The organism is Flavobacterium aureirubrum, from assembly GCF_038739835.1.
Classification (GTDB): domain Bacteria; phylum Bacteroidota; class Bacteroidia; order Flavobacteriales; family Flavobacteriaceae; genus Flavobacterium; species Flavobacterium aureirubrum.
Genome location: NZ_JBCGDO010000066.1, coordinates 1 through 1,520, shown reverse-complemented (window position 1 = coordinate 1,520; position 1,520 = coordinate 1). Strand labels below are relative to the sequence as shown.

The following is a 1,520-nucleotide window of genomic DNA, read 5'->3' as shown; positions in this document are numbered from 1 at the left end:
AGTTCATTTACAACAAAGAAGCAAACACCTATACCTGTCCACAAGGACAAACCCTCACCACCACAGGTAGCTGGCACAAAAAAACGGGTCGCACCGAAGAAAGCGGTTATATGTACCAAAAATACCGCACACCAGCCTGCAAAACCTGCCCAGTAAAAGACTTATGCACCAGTAGAAAAGGTGGAAGAGAAATTGATAGAAGCCAGTATGCCGAAGCAGTAGAAGAAAATCACCAGCGCTACCAAGCCAACCCACAACTGTACCGAAAGAGGCAAGAAATTAATGAGCATATTTTTGGCACAATCAAACGAAAATGGGGATACAATTACACTGATTTAATAGGATTAGAAAAAGTAAACGGCGAACACAGTTTGATCATGCTAGTCTACAACATCAAACGCAGCATCAACATCCTCGGCGTGCCCAATTTAATAGCCAAACTCAAAGCATGGAACTCACCTTACAAGAGAAAAGGCTTGTTTTTGATAAAAACAACCTATATAAAACTGTTTTTATCCTCAATTTTTTTTAAAACCAGTCAAAGTAAATCAAAAATCAGCATGGCTTAAAACCCGTTTATAGCAGTTTTAAAAAGTAAAACAGTAGAGAAAAAGGAGTTTTTTCACAGCCTGACGTTTTGCAGCTTGCAGAAGTGGCGGATTAAGGAAGCCTAAATTTTCGGTTTTTCACTGACTTTTCAAATAAAAACCAACTTTAAATTAAGCCCAAAACCCGCCATTTTTGCAAACTGCTGTTGTGTGCTGTCTATATTTTTCTTTTATATTCACCTGCAAAACTACTTTTTTTCGTGTCACCAATAATAAACAAAATTGCACCATATAAATAATGCGAATGATTCATTATTAAATTATTTTCTGAATTAAGTCCAATTCTTGTTCGGTCGACTTCAAAATTGCCACATAATCCAGGAATTAACTTTGTTTTAAAATTGTTGTTTTTCAGGTATAAATATCCATTTTTAAGTTTGTATTTTAAAATTACTTTATCAATTATTTTATCTTTATTCAAATAAGTTATTACTATTTTACTTTTGTCTTGAACTTCAATTTTTGTGGAATAATTTTCAAGTTTCACAACAGAACCAGTTGCATAGCCATCATTTGTTTGTAGTGTTGAATATAGCGGATATCTATTAACGGTATCATTTTCAATTTCCTCAGGTTTTGAGTATTGATATTTAACTATTGATTTAACACTATTTGTTTCATAAAATCCATTAATTTTTGAAAGTGTGTTTTTATTTAATTTAACTTGATTTTCAAAAGTTATCTTATTCGAAAATGTTGCACAACTAGTTAAAGAAAATAAAAATAAGATAATTAAAATATTTAAGAATTTCATTTTTTACGTTTTTTCAGGTTAGATAGCACACAACGTCAGACTGTGAAAAAACTTTCACAATCCTTTTTCAAATATACAAAAATATTTGTAAGAAGAACAAAGTATTCTTATCTTTAACCATGCAACACATATCAGGAATTTCCCGTCACCAGCTTCAA

The 1,520-nt window shown here is 32.2% G+C and carries 2 protein-coding genes; one reads left to right on the top strand and one right to left on the bottom strand.

Features of this window, described 5'->3' with window-relative positions:
- Positions 1-569: transposase (locus WFZ85_RS15925; protein ID WP_342697240.1), on the top strand; the 569-nt coding region annotated here is incomplete at its 5' end.
- Between the two features lie 196 nt (positions 570-765).
- Here WFZ85_RS15925 and WFZ85_RS15920 read toward each other — a convergent pair.
- On the bottom strand, positions 766-1,362 hold the full coding sequence (locus WFZ85_RS15920; RefSeq protein ID WP_342697239.1) for a hypothetical protein: 597 nt from the start codon (positions 1,360-1,362) through the stop codon (positions 766-768).
- Between the last annotated feature and the right edge of the window lie 158 nt (positions 1,363-1,520).

What these genes read in the sequence shown, in the direction of transcription:
- WFZ85_RS15920 (WP_342697239.1), bottom strand. Translation starts at nt 1,362, where the DNA reads ATGAAATTCTTAAATATTTTAATTATCTTATTTTTATTTTCTTTAACT.